10 protein-coding genes and 1 pseudogene are annotated in these 15,071 nt (G+C 60.7%); 3 read left to right on the top strand and 8 right to left on the bottom strand.

What is annotated here, in order from left to right; all coding sequences use genetic code 11:
* Positions 1–38: 38 nt before the first annotated feature.
* The gene (locus tag WBH99_RS07005; RefSeq protein WP_424219396.1) at positions 39–680 is read right to left on the bottom strand and encodes a DUF47 domain-containing protein; all 642 of its coding nucleotides are present in this window, start codon (positions 678–680) and stop codon (positions 39–41) included.
* 12 nt (positions 681–692) lie between these two features.
* The gene (locus tag WBH99_RS07000) at positions 693–1,736 is read right to left on the bottom strand and encodes an anion permease (RefSeq protein ID WP_424219395.1); all 1,044 of its coding nucleotides are present in this window, start codon (positions 1,734–1,736) and stop codon (positions 693–695) included.
* Positions 1,737–1,860: 124 nt separating this feature from the next.
* Between WBH99_RS07000 and WBH99_RS06995 the strand changes: the two genes are divergently transcribed.
* From WBH99_RS06995 to WBH99_RS06985, 3 genes are read left to right on the top strand one after another with little or no spacing between them, the layout of a single operon-like run.
* On the top strand, positions 1,861–4,116 hold the full coding sequence (locus tag WBH99_RS06995) for a putative bifunctional diguanylate cyclase/phosphodiesterase (RefSeq protein ID WP_424219394.1): 2,256 nt from the start codon (positions 1,861–1,863) through the stop codon (positions 4,114–4,116).
* A gap of 34 nt (positions 4,117–4,150) precedes the next feature.
* Complete coding sequence (locus WBH99_RS06990) at positions 4,151–4,978, top strand: phosphate/phosphite/phosphonate ABC transporter substrate-binding protein (RefSeq protein ID WP_424219393.1); 828 nt, start codon at positions 4,151–4,153, stop codon at positions 4,976–4,978.
* Positions 4,979–5,022: 44 nt separating this feature from the next.
* Positions 5,023–5,586 carry a flavodoxin family protein gene (locus tag WBH99_RS06985; protein ID WP_424219392.1) on the top strand — a complete coding sequence of 188 codons (564 nt, stop codon included), beginning with the start codon at positions 5,023–5,025 and terminating at the stop codon, positions 5,584–5,586.
* A 255-nt stretch (positions 5,587–5,841) separates the two neighbouring features.
* On the opposite strand, the gene WBH99_RS06980 is transcribed toward WBH99_RS06985, so the two are convergent.
* The 6 genes and pseudogenes from WBH99_RS06980 to WBH99_RS06955 all read right to left on the bottom strand — a co-directional run.
* Positions 5,842–8,208, bottom strand: a complete 2,367-nt coding sequence (locus WBH99_RS06980) for a DUF262 domain-containing protein (RefSeq protein ID WP_424219391.1) — start codon at positions 8,206–8,208, stop codon at positions 5,842–5,844.
* Between the two features lie 10 nt (positions 8,209–8,218).
* The gene (locus tag WBH99_RS06975) at positions 8,219–9,922 is read right to left on the bottom strand and encodes a DUF262 domain-containing protein (protein WP_424219390.1); all 1,704 of its coding nucleotides are present in this window, start codon (positions 9,920–9,922) and stop codon (positions 8,219–8,221) included.
* Between the two features lie 75 nt (positions 9,923–9,997).
* Positions 9,998–10,969 (bottom strand): helix-turn-helix transcriptional regulator, encoded by a 972-nt coding sequence (locus WBH99_RS06970; RefSeq protein WP_424219389.1) that lies wholly within the window; start codon positions 10,967–10,969, stop codon positions 9,998–10,000.
* Position 10,970: 1 nt separating this feature from the next.
* The gene (locus WBH99_RS06965; protein WP_424219387.1) at positions 10,971–12,470 is read right to left on the bottom strand and encodes a DUF2779 domain-containing protein; all 1,500 of its coding nucleotides are present in this window, start codon (positions 12,468–12,470) and stop codon (positions 10,971–10,973) included.
* 43 nt (positions 12,471–12,513) lie between these two features.
* Complete coding sequence (locus WBH99_RS06960; RefSeq protein ID WP_424219386.1) at positions 12,514–14,604, bottom strand: AAA family ATPase; 2,091 nt, start codon at positions 14,602–14,604, stop codon at positions 12,514–12,516.
* 202 nt (positions 14,605–14,806) lie between these two features.
* Positions 14,807–15,071, bottom strand: a pseudogene (locus WBH99_RS06955) (IS3 family transposase); the annotation flags it as partial.

Below are 15,071 nucleotides of genomic sequence, written 5' to 3'. Positions count from 1 at the left end.
CCGGACGGAACGACCGGGCCCGGCTCCGGGTATCGGCCTCAGCAGATCTTCACGACGATGTCGTGCAGGGTGTTGGCGCAGTTGGCCATGCGGTCGGCCGCGTTGGAGAGGTGGCGGTAGATTTCCCGCCGCTTGAACATGTTGATGTAGTCCTCGCCCTGGAACAGCTCGGCCAGGGCGCGGCGATAGGCCTTTTCCACCTTGCGTTCCGCCTTTCTGGCGATGTCCGCGTCCTCGGCCGCCGAGGGGGGCTGCTTGCCCAGCTTGCCATAACCGCTCACCAGGGCGTCCATGCCCATCTTCAGGTGCATGGCCATTTCCAGGGTGTGCTTGTCCGGGGCCACCCCCAGTACATCCATTTCGCTGACCGTGGTCTTGCAGTAATTCACCACATCGTCCAGATCGACGATGGCCCGGTAGATGTCCTCCCGGTCGATGGGGGTGGAAAAGGCTTCGTTGAGGGCGTGCAGGTTGCGCACCTTGATCCGGTCGGCCTCATGTTCGTCCTGGCGGATCTGCCGGCCGATCTCCGGCGCGGCGGTTTCCATGAATTTCACCAGCAGGCTCGTGGTGCAGGCCACCTGCTGGCACTGCTCCGCAAGCAGGGCGAAGAAGTCGGGCGTCCGGGGAAAGAGCCGGTCGTAGAGGCGGCGGAAAATGGATGGCTTGTCGTTTTGCATGGGGCCTCCCGATCAGGCAGCGGGCTTGAGGAACAGATTCACCAGGGCATAGGCCAGGATGGCAAAGCAGGCGGCTCCGGGGATGGTGATGATCCAGGCCATGATGATATCGCCGGCCTTGGACCAGCGTACCGAGCGGGGCCGCTCGGAAGCGCCAATGCCCATGATGGACGAGGCCACCACATGGGTGGTGGATACCGGGGCCCCGGCCATGGCGGCGGCAAAGATCACGGCGCCCGAGGTGAGCTGGGAGTCCAGGGCATGGAGGGGGCGCACCCGGTAGATGGCGAACCCCAGGGTGCGCGCGATGCGCCAGCCTCCGGAGAGGATGCCCAGGGTGATGGCCGAGGCGCAGGCCAGTATCACCCAGAACGGCACCTTGAATTCGGGAATGAAGCCTCCCAGGAGTAGCACCAGGGTCAGGATGCCCATGCTTTTCTGGGCGTCGTTGGCGCCGTGGGAAAAAGCCAGGGCGGCGGCGGTGACATACTGGGCCAGCTTCAGGCCGGAATTGGCGGCAGGTCGGGCGGCCCGGAGCAGGGCATGCATCAGGCGGTGGATCAGGAAACCGGCCCAGAAACCGGCCAGGGGCGAGAGGATCAGGGCAGCCAGCACTTTGATGATGCCGGTGATGCGGCCTTCCAGGAGTTCGGCGAAACCCCAGACCACATGATCGCCCCCTGCCGAAACCAGCACGGCCCCGGTCAGGCCGCCGACCAGGGCGTGCGAGGAGGAAGAGGGGACGCCCTTCCACCAGGTGATGACATTCCAGACGATGGCCCCCACCAGGCCGCACAGGATCACCGCGAGGGAAAGGAGCGGCGGCACCCCGCCCAACTGGACGAAGGAGCCGATGGTATCGGCCACGGCGGTCCCTCCCAGCAGGGGCCCCAGAAATTCGAAGATGCTCACCAAGATCACCGCCTGGGCCGGGGTCATGGCCCGCGAGGCAATCACCGTGGCGATGATGTTGGCGGCATCGTGAAAGCCATTGGTGTAATCGAAAAGCAGGACGATGGCCACGGTGATGCTGGCCAGCAACAGCAGGACATCCACGTCCGTCTCCAGTCTCGCAAGTAATTCCCGATTATAGGGCGGGCGTTGTCATTTTCCTGTCACGCGTATTCCCCATGATGAGTCGCCATGTCGAGAGCTCGTGCCTGCCGTGAAGCCTGAGCAGATGGCTTCCTTTGCCTCTTTTCGCTTGGCTGAGCGCTGGCGCTGGATGCTGCTGCTCTTCGGGCCCGCGCTACTGACCCTGCTCGTGTTGATGGTGATCTGGGGCTTGTCGCTGCAGCAACTGGAACGGCAAGAAAAACTGGCATTGAGTGCGGCGCGTCAGGAGAGTCAGACCCTGGCGCACGTCGTCGCCGCCAATCTGGAGCAGGTGCTGGCCCGTCCCTACCTCTATGCCGATCGGGCGGCGGAATTGCTGGACCGGGGTAATGCTGAAAGGGAGGCCCTGGGGGCCGCCCTGGCCGGGGACGGGGTTTATGTCCGCCTGCTGGTGCTCGATCAGGGCGGAAGCGTGCGGTTTGCTTCAAGCCCCCTGGCGCTGGCCCTGGCCAGGCATCCGCTGGCGCAACCGGCGCCCGGCTTGAGCCTGGGGCCACTCAGCAGTGACGGGGACGAGGCCTGGTTGCTGCCCGTGGCGCTCTCCCTGGAAAGTCCGAAGGGGCGCACCGGGCGTTTGCTGATGCTGCTCGATCTGGGTTATTTCTTGCGCTTGTATCAGGGAGCCGGCCTGGGCGCGCGGCAGATCATCATCTCCCGGAGTGAGGCGGGCCCCCTGCTGGTCGCGGATGACCTGGCCATCAGTCTGGGAAACGCCCATGCCACGTCCGGCCAGGAGGCCCGGCTGGTGGTCGGCAAGACACTCGAACGCTTTCCCTTGCGGGTCGAAATCAGCCAGACTGAAGACAGTATTCTTGAGGGGCTGGCAGCTTCTCGCCGGCGCCACTTGAGCCTGGCCTGGAGTCTCACCCTGCTCCTCTCGGCCGCGGGCGTGGCCCTTTCCCTGCTGGCCCAGCGCCAGCGTGAGCTGTACCGTCAGGTGCTCCAGTCCGAGGTCGACAAGCAGGAGCTGATCCAGCAGCTGCAACAGGAAAAGGGACAAGCCTACCATCTTGCCTCGCATGATCATCTGACGGGGCTTCCCAATCGCATGCTGTTTTCTGAACTGGCGGAAAGCCATCTCTCCGCCAGTCGTCGCGGCGGCCATCTGCTGGCCCTCGTCTTTCTCGATCTCGACCGTTTCAAGGTGGTCAATGACCAGTTGGGCCACCACATCGGAGATCTGCTGTTGCGGCACGTGGCGCAGCGCCTGCGCCAGTCGGTGCGGGATTCGGATCTGGTATCGCGCCAGGGCGGGGATGAATTCGTGCTGCTCATCAATGAACTGGCGGATGCCGAGGATGCGGCCCGGATTGCCAGCAAGATCATCCTGGCCGTGGGGGCGCCCTGCCGTCTGGAGGGCCATGTTCTGGAGGTGCGCCCCAGCATGGGCATCGCCCTGGCTCCGCGGGACGGCCTCGACATGGAAACCCTGATGGAGCATGCCGATGCCGCCATGTATGCCGCCAAGGCCGCCGGGCGCGGTACGTTCCGGTTTTACGATGCCGCCCTGAATGACATTCCCGTGCGGCAGGATGAACTCGCGCGGGGGCTGGCGTCCGCCTTGCAGAATGACGAATTGCTGTTGCACTACCAGATCCAGCATGAACTGGCTGACTTGCGCCGGATCGGCCTGGAGGCTTTCCTGCGCTGGCCCCATGCCCGTCACGGCTTGATTTACCCCAAGGACATTCTTCCAGCCGCCCGGGAACAGGGCTTGCTGCCCCGTCTTGACCATTGGGTGATCCAGCAGGTCTGCCGGCAGCTGGATGCCTGGCAGAACAGCGGCTTTGCCTTGTTGCCGATTACGGTCAATGTGACCGGGGAAAGTCTCGGCGATCCGGATTTTCCCGGGTTGGTGCTGAAAACCCTGCGCGAACGCAGGCTGCAGCCCGCCCTCCTGGGGCTGGAAATTCCGGTGGACTGGTTTCAGTCCGCCGACAGCCAGAGCATCGCCCGTCTCGAAAATCTGGCCTGTCTGGGGGTTTCCCTGTGGGTGGATGGGTTTGGACGGGGGCCGACGAATTTCCATCATCTGCACGTCCTGCCGATCAAATGGCTGAAAGTAGGGCCGGGTTGTATCAGCGCAGATCAGGGGGGCCGGCAGGATCGCACCCTCGCCAGTTTCATCATCATCCTGGCCCATGTCCAGGGTCTGCGAGTGCTGGTGACCGACCTGGAGACCCCGGATCAGTGGGTGCAATTCAAGGCGGCCGGTGCCGATGCCGCGCAGGGATACCATCTGCACCGGCCGGCAGTGGCCAGCGAAATCGAGACATTGCTGGAAAGAAAAGGGGATGGGAATGGGGATGGGGAAATTTAGCCTTGGCCGGCGGCGTTTTTGCGTTGGCCTGGGGATGGGGGTGTGGGCCGTCGAGAGCTGGGCCCAGTGTGAATCGCCGGCCCGCTTGCGCTTTTCCCTGGTGCCCCAGGGCGATGCCGGCCGTGATCTGGCCGCCTACAAACCCCTGCTGGCTGCCATCGAGGCCCGGCTGGGCAAGGCGGTGGAACTGCTGTTGCCCCAATCCTATGGCGCAGTGGTGGAGGGGCTGGTGGCGGGAACCATCGACTTCGCCATTCTGGGTCCGGCGGCCTACCTCAAGGCCAGCAAAGCCAACCCGGATATCCAGGTGTTTGCATCCTATGCCAAGCGCGCCGGCCCGCTCCAGGAAGAAGGACCTTACTATCGCGCCGTCCTGGCCGTGCCGGCAGCACGTCCCTACCGCGACGTGCAAGCCCTGCAGGGCAGCGTGCTGGCGCTCACCGATCCTGGCAGCACTTCGGGAGCCGTCCTGCCGCGCCGCGTTTTTCCGGGCCTGACCGGGCAGTCCCTGGACAGTTTTTTCGGCCGCGTGGTGTACGTGGGCGACCATGACCGGGCCGGGCTGGCCGTGGCGGCAGGCAAGGTGGATGCGGCTTTCCTCTCCGGCTTCCACCTCTCGGAACTGATCCGCCAGGGGCGCATCGGCGCCGATGCCGTGCGGGTGCTGTGGCGTTCGGAGCCCTTGCCGCTGGATGCCATTGTCTATCGCGGCCGTCTTTGCGCTTCCCTGCGAAAGGGAATTCAGGCATCCTTTCTGGCCCAGGGTGGGCGCGCCTATCCCGCACTGCTGGAGCAACAAGGCGCCCTTGGATTCGTACCCATGGAGGACGAGGCTTATCGCATCCTCCGGGAAATGTCCTGAGCCCATTCTGGTCACAAGCACCACATCAACATGGAGACTCGACAATGAAGAAAATTGCCATTGCATATCACAGCGGTTATGGCCACACGGCCCGCCAGGCCCAGGCTGTTCTCGAAGGCGCCAGTTCCCTGGCGGGGGTGGCGGCGAAACTTCATGACGTGACCCAACTCGACGAGGCCGCCTGGGCCGAGCTGGATGCCGCCGATGCCATCATCTTTGGCGCGCCCACCTACATGGGAAGCGCCTCGGCCAAGTTCAAGGAATTCATGGACGCTTCCAGCAAACGCTGGTTTGCCCAGTCCTGGAAGGATAAGCTGGCCGCCGGCTTTACCACCTCGGCCTCCCAGTCCGGTGACAAGCTCAGCACCCTGGTGCAGTTGATCCTCCTGGCCTGTCAGCACGGCATGATCTGGGTCAGCCTCGACATTCTGCCCGGCAACAACTCCAGCCAGGGTTCGGTCGCCGACCTGAACCGGCTGGGCAGCTGCTCGGGTGCCATGGCCCAGGCCAATGCAGACCAGGGCGCCGAGGCCATGCTGGAATCGGACCTGAAGACGGCCGCACGCCTGGGGCAACGGGTGGCCGAACAACTACTGCGTCTGCATTGACGCGGTCTGGAGCGGGCGCCAGTGCCCGCTCCCTTGACGAAGCCTCTGACCCAGGCAAAGCCAGCGGCGGCGCCCCGGGTTCGTTACCGGGCTTGCATCAGCACCGTCCTTTCCCGCTCACCCATCGGGGTGACGCCTGAAAATTTGTTGAAACTACCTCCTCGTCCGGTTTGCAGCTGGATGACATGGCTATTAACTGCCGGAAACAAGACAAACCAGTCAAGGCGAGAGGCGATTTTGGAGAGCATCGCCAGGTCAGAGGTACAGCGGTAGCAAATCGACCAGCAGCTTTCGACCGAGATCGATGCGGTCGGCGGTGTCATAGTCGAGACCTCCTGCAGCCAGTCTCGGTGGCACCTCCAGAATCCACTCGCCATTCCGCTGTTTCATGCCGTATGGACTGCACACCTGAATAAACGCTGCATGCTGAGCCGGGTCGTTGGGGGGATTGACCACCCAGCCGGCCGGATCGTGGCGCAGAATATTTGCGCCTCCCTTCGCCTGCAGCCAGCGTGCGTCCTGCTGCAAGTGAGCGCTGTAGCCGAACCAATAGATTACCTTCTCTTTTGGGATACCACTTTGCTCAATGATTGCAACGATATACGGGTCGTCGTAGTAGCTACGCAGCACATCCGTGTGCAGCATGCACAAGTCGAAGCCCATGCTCCCGCTGTATGAGTAATAGAGGCCGCTTTCACCACTCCGCATGCACTTGTAGTTGACGAGGTAATAGCGCCAGTCAAACTGCTTCTGCTTTGTCCGCCAATTATCGACAATGTCCTGTAGGCGGGCGGGGATGTCGCCTGTACCCGCAGCTACGTCGTCGAGTAGGGCGGCCAGCGGGGTTCTGATTGTCAATGGGTCCACACGCGGGCCGGTCAGCACGTCGCGCCAGCGGGGATCTTGGGTAGCGCTACCGAACTGGAACTTATTATTGCCTACAGGACGGCTGTAGTCGCCTTTAGTCAGCAGTGCGCCGGTCAAAAGTTCGCCGTAACGAAGCAAACCACCGGGGGGGAACAATTCATAGAAGGTATCGACGCGGCGCCGGATGTCCGCTGGGTTGGCCTGAAGGTCGAAGGCGAACAGGCAGCCTCTGAGCAGCGGATGATCTTCCAGCCGTTCAATGTCAGCGGCCAGGGCGGCGCTGGCGGATTTCAAAGCCAACTTCTCGACCTCCTCGGTCAGTTGTCGTTCACTGAACGCAAATTTCAACGCTCCTGGCATCGATGTGCCCGCACTTGGCAGACCGTGGTCAATCAGGTGTTCGACTCCAGGCAAATGGTCGGCCATCTTCCCCTGCGATAGATAGGCATCCGGTGCCAGCAGGAGATTGCGCAGAACGCGCAGGCGTTGCAAATCTGGGGCGCTGCCTTTCATCCAGCCTTGCAGCAATGCATAAAACAAAAGTGTTTGCGCCAGCGAAAACCTGCTTTTTTCAATCGACGGTTCACCAAAGTGCACCACGCATTTGGTCAGAAGATTGGTCTCCGTTTCGAAGAGCGCCAATTTGCCCTGCTGGTGAATTTCTTTGGAGAACCATTGTGCAAAGGTGGCCTCGATTGCCGGCCGATCCTTGCCGGAAAAAGTGTTGTGCAGGGCGTCCATTGCCTTGAAAAGAAAGGCGCGCCGATCGCCGTTGGCATCGGCCTGGCCGAATATTGATTCGGCCCACATGTGCAATTCCAGAGTCCCGGGCTCTGCCTTGCAATCGAGCAGTTTAAACTTCCAGACGGCGAGGGCGCTGAGATAGCAGAAAAGGCGCAGGAATTCGTCGTCGATCACGGCGTCGAGCGCGCTCTTTTTTCCACTGTCACGCAGTGGCCAGAGCAGGTCGGTCCAGGGGCCATCCACCCGGTGGGAGAATGTCGTGCGGTCGGTGGGTGAGGCGTGGCCGAGTATCTCCTCGAAACGCGCCTTGAATCGTTCAAACTCGGTTAGCGGCTTGCCCCGCGCGTTCATCCGGATGTACTGGCGGTCGGCCGGGCCGATATTGGCAATGGACAGGAAGTCGAAGTGGATCGCAGGGGATTGGGCGTTGGTGAGCCGATCCCAGGCGCTTTGCAGTTTGCCATCGCTCCACGCCCGCAACCGCTCGTTCAGGTCGTCAAGCGTGACCAACATGCCGATGATGGTCGGATCACGTTCCCATGCTCGCGGGAACCAGGACTGATCCTTGAACCAGTCGCCCAGTTCCTTGGTTGGGTCTTTTTCGTCGGCGAGGGGATTGGCAAACGGCGGGCGACAGGTGGCGAGCTGCTGACAAAACGCCGTCGAACTTGCCCGTGTCCTGTAGGTGAAAGTTGGCAGCCGGCTCCAGTTGGCAGAATCGGTGGCGATGCCTAAGCGTGCTGCTAGATACCAATGCAGGAGGAACAGCGTGGTGAGCCGCTGCTGGCCGTCGAGCGGAATCAGCGCGCCCTTCTTGATTTCGCCATAAACGAAGTCGAGCGGCTGCGCTTTCGCATTCGGTTCCAATGCCTTGAGCAGGGCATCGAGAAACGCACTACGGATACGCCTTGTAGTCTCGTCCATGCGCCCTTGCGCATAATCGCGCTGGATGATGGGGATTTCGATGCGTTCGATATTGCTACTCAGGCCGGCAAACGAGGTAGTGGTCATGGCTGTTTTCTCAATTGAGATAAGGGGTGACAACTTCCTCGATCACCTTGCGGTAGGCATCGCGATCTGCCAGGCTCCAAAACTGCAGTTGCTGGCGGGTTGTTTTTGTGTAGTACTTGAAGAAAACCCGACGTGTGCACAGCGGAATGAAACGCCCCTCGTTGTCGAGTTCGAGCAGGCGCCGCCGCTTGGCTGGAAACGACTGGTTGCCCAAGGCAGCATTGATGTCGCACGACAGCAGCGCCAGGTTGTCGAGCGCATGCGGATCGCTGGCAGCATTGAGGCGGTTCAGCAAGTTGCTGACGTCCTGTTCGAGCTTCGTAAATGTATTGCGGCCGATGGTCTTGTTCGCCAACGCCTTGTCCAATTGGTCGGTAAGTTGTTCAGTTTGTTTGTCGTCCAGCTGTAACGTATCCAGCGTTCTCTTGGCGTCGCTCAACCATTCGCGCCATGCCGCCTCGCCATTCAGCGGTTGGGCGGCCTGCGCGTGGATATGCTCCAGGCTCCATTGTTCCTTGTGGTGCGTGGCAAATGGGTAGCGCTCGTTTCCGTGTTCAAGCCGGTCGACCGACAGCACGTTGAACAGCAGTAACAGGCGTTCGCACTGCTGGCGATGGTCCTCGTAGTTCAGGCCTGTAAAATCCTGTTGGGTAACATCGAGCCGATTACGTATGCGGCTCTCGAGGAGTTTCTTGAACGCCGATCTGGACTGGGCTGCGTTCTGCATGCACAGTTCCATCACAATCGAGAGTTTCTCGCCGGTAGCAATCAGCCAGCCGATGCGGTGGTAGATGGCACGGTCCTCAAACCAGTCGCGCAAGAGGGTGTAGCGTTGCCAGACCTCGCTCCACAGGTCCTGTTGCGTCCTGCCTTGGGCAAGTTCACGTTGAAACGTTTCGAAGGTTGCGAATGAGTCGTTGTGCGTCCTGGATGCGTGGGCGATCAGGTCAAGTAGCAGATCGATGCGAGTCGCGTAAGATTCGGGTTTGTCGGCGCTCAGAAAGTACCAGAAGGCGTCGTCATGCAGGGCATGTTCGATAGCATCCCACTGACCGGCGCAGGTGGCTTGCTGGATCGGGTCCGCGTGTCCGTTGTCCGCCAACAGCAGCGCCTTGACCAGCTCGGCATTGGTCAGCGAGATGCGCCCGGCGTTGATCCGTGTAAAAAGATCGATGGCGTCCTGTCCGCCGGCATCGAACCAGATCAAGTCGATCTGGCTGGCAAGGCGCTGGGCCCAGTCAGCAGCTGCATGCTGTCGTTCGCTGACGTCCGGCCACCTCGTTTCAAACCAGCCCTGAATATGGGCGAAGGCGGTCGACATGTGGAAGTAATCGATGTTCGTGTCGTCGATCCGGCTGCTGACCATTTTCAGAAACTGGGTGCTTCCGGGCCGCGTTTCATAGCTCAGTACGAAGTTGGGTGCCCCCTGTCCAAGTGCGTGCAGATAGCGGTAGAGCAGGTAAAGGGTGGTGATACGTTGCTGGCCATCGATCAGTTCAAAATAGGTTTCACCGACCGGTACGGCCTCCGGATAGGGATCGGTCGCCGCCCGGGTCAGCGCCTTGACCGCTACCGGTTGCAGGCAATAGATCTGGCCGATTGGCAGTTTGGCGCATTCATGCAGGTCGTTGAGTAAAGCTTCGACTTCATGCTTGCCCCAGCGGTAACCGCGCTGGTACGCTGGGACCCAGAAATAACCGCTGAGTGCGCCCACGGGCATCAGCGCTTGGGGGGGCGACGGGAAGTTGTGGTGTCATGATTTTTCCAATTGCGAAACCGGTTTGGCAATTCAGATTGGCGATTCGAGTGGGCGGCGGTCGATGACTTGCACGGCATCCCCGAACCCTCGCAGCCACCATTCCAGCATGGCACTATCAATTACTGTGGCGGTGATTTCCAGTTGTCCGTCATCGAGCTCGACGACTTGCTGGTCGTTCGAGAGTGGAGATTCCAGCAGGTGAAGCCCGGCACTGGGCTCGATGCGGAAGGTCAGCCGGATCTTTTCTCCCTCGCCGAAGCCGAAACGCCCGTCGTCGTCATATTTCCTGAGGTCGAATTCTCTGGGCCGATCAAACGTCAGCGTCGACATTTCTGCCGACAAGATGCGGTGCAGCGCCAGATTTCTCTCATTGTCGTAACCCCGATAGCGGCAAACGAGATAGAGGCGCGGCCCTTGCTGGACGAGGCCCAAGGGCATGACTTCCACCTTGCTGCGCCAGCCTGTGGAATTCCGGTAATCGAGCTGAAGCCAGAAATTGCCATATAGGGCCTCACTGACCACCTCGAAGACACCTGGAACGATCTTGGGAGGCAACAGCGGCTGGCTGGTGGCCACGACACGTACCTTGCCGGGCCACTCACGCTCCAGGCGCGCACGGCTATCCGGACCAAGATTCCGCCGAGCTTGGCTGAAAAACCCCTCCATGGATTTCGTCAACCGGGCCGGCAGGAGATTCTTCAGGTGCTCTTCGGCAAGCTGCAGCAGCAGCGACTCCTGCGGCGTGAGATTGGGCACCGCCAGCCCTTTGGCTTGCTCCAGCCAACGATAGCCATAGGGTTTGCTACGGTCGTCACGCTCGATCTCGAAATGCTCGCTGAGCATTTCCAGTTGTCGCTGGATGGTGCGCAGATCGCGGTCGATGCCGGCATCCTTGAGTTGGCGATGTAGCTCGCTGGCGGTCACCTTGCGGCCGCGCGGAATACGGCGCAGCAACTCGACGGCAAGCAATACGGTTTCGAGCTTGTCGGAGCGCTTTGCCATTTCAGACCCTCAATGCAGAGCCCGAGAAAATCGACCACAAGCGCACCATGGCATAGGTGTCGAGTGCGCAGTAGGTCAGCAATTGCTGCTCGATTGTGCTCTTGCGTGCCTTACCGGTTTGCGGTGCCAGCGCCTCCAGGAAGGCATCCATGGCCATTCCGCCATCCTGGACACCCTCGAGATCGCCGTAATCCAGATCTGGACAGAGTGCCGGCAGCACCGCCTTGATGCTCCAGCTGCCCTGCTGGCTGGGGTGGTAGTAATGATCACGTGCCACCGGCAACAGATCCACCACCCGCCCGTTCAATGCCTGTAGCGGTTTGGCCAGACGAGGAAAGCGCTCAGACAGCTCGCGGATACGGGTCGTTTCGAACCCGGCGTTGTAGACGAAGATGGGACCTCGCTCGCCACATGCGGCAATCAAGGCTTCGGCAAATGCCTGGGATGGATCGCTGCCTGTGAGATCGAGAAAGGCTTGCTGCCCGAGCTTGCCCGTGCGAGAGAGACGGTGGACGCTAAACTGGAAAGGAATCTGCTGGTAGGGGCGCGTGCCTTTCCAGATCGGTACGGCGAATTGGATGGTTTCAAAGTCCAGAAAATAGGCAGGCAGCTTGTCAGCGGCAAGCGCTTGTGCGGTTGCCTGCTGGTCGAAATAAGGTTTGCCGGAGAGGGTGACCGCTTTGACGCGTTGCTGCTTGTCGCTGAGCAGTTCATCCGGCACGTCACGAAGTTCTGTCAGGCCGTGCGCCTCGATGTGTGCCTGAAGCCTGTTGCTCAAGCGACCCGGTAGCCACTTGATCGGCTGCTCGGCCTGCGGTTCCTGGCTTTGGCAATAGGCAAGAAATCCGCACTCATAGGGATTGCCGCAGTGCTTGCCCGTAGCGATGCGAGGCTCACTTTTCTTGGCGACGATCTGTTGTGCCTCGGCTATCCAACTGCGAACCTCGTCGCCACGATCAAACACTTCATCCGTCAGATCGTTTTCGAGCAATAGCCCGTTGTAATCCTCATTGCCGGGATAGACCCAAGTATTGTCGATATGTGCGAGCGCAATCCTGGTGAGCGGCACGCCGGAGGAGCGGGCGACGAAGGATTGCACAGCCGCGTCGTCGCGATGGTAGTCTTTGACTGAGGTGGAGGATTTCACCTCGACCATACGCCAGGCCCGCTTGCCCCCTTTTCTTACCGGCAACATCACGTCGGCAAAAGCCAACGCACCTTCGGCCCGGAAACCCGCTTCGAAGATCGGTTGCGCTGATAGCAGGAGTTCCTGGGTGCGGGCGAATGCGGCATCAAACCCGTCCGCTTGCGGATCGATCAGAACACCCTTGCCTTTGGGGTCATACAATCGCCGGGCAATGTCACCGACTCGATGCCCCACGGCAAAGCTGGCCTGGGTGGCCGCCGAATCCTCGCGCAACTTGGGGCGATGCACCTCAAGCCACAGTCGCTTGGGGCACTGCCGGTAAGCCAGTAGTTTGGACTTCGAGAGTGTGCGCATTGATCCTCCCCTTTTTTGTCGAATCATCCCATGCGGTTGATGGTCAGAGAAACCCAATCGATGTTTTTCCACTTTCTTTGACTGCACACTCCGCCTCCAGGGCCGAAACCAGCGTTGCAGGAGATTCGATGGGGCGGAATCGGTGTTGGCGCAGCACAGCGGCAAAATCGCCAGGGGTGAGCCGCTCTAGACGCATCGTCCTTGCCCGCAGATCGGGCTGTGGAGCAGGGAGGTTGAGTTGTTTGCAGTAACGGCACACCAGTTCCCAGGCCTGTTCTGGCCGTAGAAAGCCAAACTTCACCTTGAGGTCGAAGCGACGCAGCGCAGCCTGATCCAGACCTGTCATCAAGTTCGTCGAGGCGATGAATACGCCGGAGAACGATTCCATTTGGGTGAGCATCTCATTGACCATGCTCACTTCCCAACCACGCTGCGCCTCACGACGATCCTGAAGGAAGCTGTCGACTTCGTCGATCAGTAGCAGTGCGCCATCCTGCGCCGCTTGTCGAAATGCCCGGGCAATGTTCCGCTCGTTTTCGCCGACATAGGGCGACATCAAGTCCGATGCGCGTTTGATCAATAAAGGAACATCCAGTTGTTGAGCCAGCCAACGCCCATAGGCGGTCTTGCCCGTACCCGGCGGGCCGTACAAGCAGAGTCGGCCGACGCGCGCAGCAATCAGGCCCGCAGCAACAGCGCTCAGGTCGGCATCGGCATGGATGAAACCCGGGTCATAGATGTCCGGTAGCCGATCCGGGTCGTTCTGGACGAGGGGACGGTGTCCCTGGGCCTCCAGGGTGTTGCTGATCAACCGTTCAAACGCCGATGCGCAACCATTTTGGCCCAGATCGTCGCGAATCGAGCGAATGACAGAGCTCGCCTTGGCCACGACGGCGGGGGCGAGAGACTCGGCCTCGGCAATCCGTGAAAGAGTGGCCGCATCGAGCAGGTCGCCACAATTCTCCCGCAAAATCCGCTCACGCTGTTTTTTGGGTGGCACAGGCAGTTCGAACACCATATCGAAGCGGCGGATGAAGGCCGGGTCGAGTCCATCGATGGAATTGGAGAGCCAGAGCGTCGGCACCGGATTCTCTTCGAGCATCCGGTTGATCCATGCCTTCCGGACCTGGGCCGTGCTCTTGCGACCAAAGAACCTGTCGCCATCGTTGAAGACATCCTCGACCTCGTCGAATGCAATCAGAGCCCGGCGTTGTGCGAAGAAACTCTGAGCGGCACGAAACGCGCGCAGACGGCGTTCGCCATTCACGGGATCGCCATCGGCATCCTCACTTGCCACCTCGAACAGTTCACATCCCAGTTCATCCGCCAGGGCACGTGCCAGCTGACTCTTGCCCGTGCCCGGCGCTCCATGCAGGAAGATGTTGACGCCACGCCGCCCGGTCGTGGCCGCGTGCCGTAGATACGGACGCAGAATTTCCAGGGAAGCATTGATATGGCTGTAATCGGCCAGCTTGAGTTGTGCGGGGCCTGCGGCAGATACGGTGCCGCGCAGCAGGCTGATCGGATCGGCTTCCGAAGATGTCATCAGATCAGCAAACCCATCGGAGAGCAGATCCAGCTTGCCGCGTAGCGTGCTGGTACCGCTACGGTCGACCGAAACCAGGCCGGAGCGCGCGAGAATCCCTTGTGCGCTCAGCGCAGCCCGGATTTCAGGTTCGGGCAGATTCAGAATCACCGAAAGGGCATGAAAGATCTTGACTGATGACATCTGGCCGAGCCAGTCAGCCGTGTCATCCAGGAGCCGTTCATTGTGGATCGACACGGCAAACTCCAGGATTCTGCAATCGGTCGCGCCAAGGCCTACCAGATTGGAGAGTTGGCCAACGTTGTTGCGCAGGCAAGCCGGGAGAGGCGCTTTTGCCCATTGCTTTTCCGCCTGCTGATGCAGCAACCGCAGTTCTGATTGAACGGCCTTCAGGTCAAAATCATTGGGAGACGGATCGATCCAATGCCCCAGGCCAATCACCTCGGCCAGCGTATCGTTGCTAAAGCCGTTAGAGCGCACGAATTCACGCTGCCCACCCAGCGGCACCAGAATGCGCAGCAGCCAGAGAAGAATGATGGGATCAGGATTTGCCGCATTTGCGGTGTAACGCGAACGATATCTTGCCATGATGGTTTCTCCTGGTTGGATGGAAACCATCATCCGGGTTGATGCGACGTAATGTGTCACATCGATTGCTGCCGGGAAGCCAGAAAAACAGCTTGGCTGACGGATCGAACAGTGCATTCATGCCGGTGTCGTCAATCCCGTCACCGAGCCCGCGATGAACCCGGGCCAACCGACCTCGACGCCTGCCTCGCCCACACGGCAGCCCAGCCGTGCCATCTTCCGGCGTTTTCTGCCCCATTTTCTGCCCCAGCGACGGGTGCGGACACTTGGCGTTGTAGAAGGCGCAATACCGAAATCCGCGGTCAGGCCGAGCATCGATTCGCCCATCGAGGCATCGCCCTTCAGATCCACGTCTTCGTGCTTGACGCTGCGCCAGAGCCGCTCGACGAAGCGGTTGTCGAAGGCGCGCCCCGACCCTCCTTGCGGATGAGCACGCCTTCCCGTTTCAGGATGTCGGTAAAGGCGGC

The organism is Azovibrio sp. (assembly GCF_049658005.1).
Lineage (GTDB): Bacteria > Pseudomonadota > Gammaproteobacteria > Burkholderiales > Rhodocyclaceae > Azovibrio.
The sequence above is the reverse complement of the archived record's forward strand: the minus strand, read 5'-3'. Positions and strand labels throughout refer to the sequence as shown.

Excerpts from the sequence above, each read along its gene's own strand:
- WBH99_RS06960 (WP_424219386.1), bottom strand. The coding sequence starts at position 14,604 with ATGGCAAGATATCGTTCGCGTTACACCGCAAATGCGGCAAATCCTGAT.
- WBH99_RS06980 (WP_424219391.1), bottom strand. The coding sequence starts at position 8,208 with ATGACCACTACCTCGTTTGCCGGCCTGAGTAGCAATATCGAACGCATC.
- WBH99_RS06990 (WP_424219393.1), top strand. The coding sequence starts at position 4,151 with ATGGGGGTGTGGGCCGTCGAGAGCTGGGCCCAGTGTGAATCGCCGGCC.
- WBH99_RS07005 (WP_424219396.1), bottom strand. The coding sequence starts at position 680 with ATGCAAAACGACAAGCCATCCATTTTCCGCCGCCTCTACGACCGGCTC.
- WBH99_RS06970 (WP_424219389.1), bottom strand. The coding sequence starts at position 10,969 with ATGGCAAAGCGCTCCGACAAGCTCGAAACCGTATTGCTTGCCGTCGAG.
- WBH99_RS06995 (WP_424219394.1), top strand. The coding sequence starts at position 1,861 with ATGGCTTCCTTTGCCTCTTTTCGCTTGGCTGAGCGCTGGCGCTGGATG.
- WBH99_RS06985 (WP_424219392.1), top strand. The coding sequence starts at position 5,023 with ATGAAGAAAATTGCCATTGCATATCACAGCGGTTATGGCCACACGGCC.
- WBH99_RS06965 (WP_424219387.1), bottom strand. The coding sequence starts at position 12,470 with ATGCGCACACTCTCGAAGTCCAAACTACTGGCTTACCGGCAGTGCCCC.